This is a genomic window from Alkalibacterium sp. m-11 (genome assembly GCF_054658155.1).
This window is the reverse complement of sequence record NZ_BAAGIR010000380.1, coordinates 1-412: the sequence shown is the minus strand read 5'-3', so window position 1 is coordinate 412 and position 412 is coordinate 1. Positions and strand designations below refer to the sequence as shown.

The following is a 412-nucleotide window of genomic DNA, read 5'->3' as shown; positions in this document are numbered from 1 at the left end:
ATGCGTATTAAAAAGAATAAATCTAAACATTCTACCTCCTATTCTGTTATTGAAAGTTATCGTGATCGAAATGGTCGGTCTACAACTCGTGTTGTAGAATCATTAGGAAACGAAGAAGAGATTCGAAAAAAACATCCTGGCGTTGATCCTAATGAGTGGGCTCACGCCTATGTACAAAAATTAACAGAGGAAAAGAAAAAGAATGCCTCACAGATTATTGCAAAATATAATCCGACTAAACAAATTCCGCTGCACAAAAGACACTCGTATAATATTGGATACCTCTTTCTTCAAAAGATTTATCATGAATTGAAGTTTGACAAGCTCTGCCAACAAATCCAAAAGGAAAATCACTTTACTTTTGATTTAAATGAAATATTATCTCGTTTACTTTATATGCGTATTCTTCACC

1 pseudogene is annotated in these 412 nt (G+C 33.5%); it reads left to right on the top strand.

What is annotated here, in order from left to right:
• Positions 1 to 412 (top strand): annotated as a pseudogene (locus ACYQ2O_RS12895) (IS1634 family transposase); the annotation flags it as partial.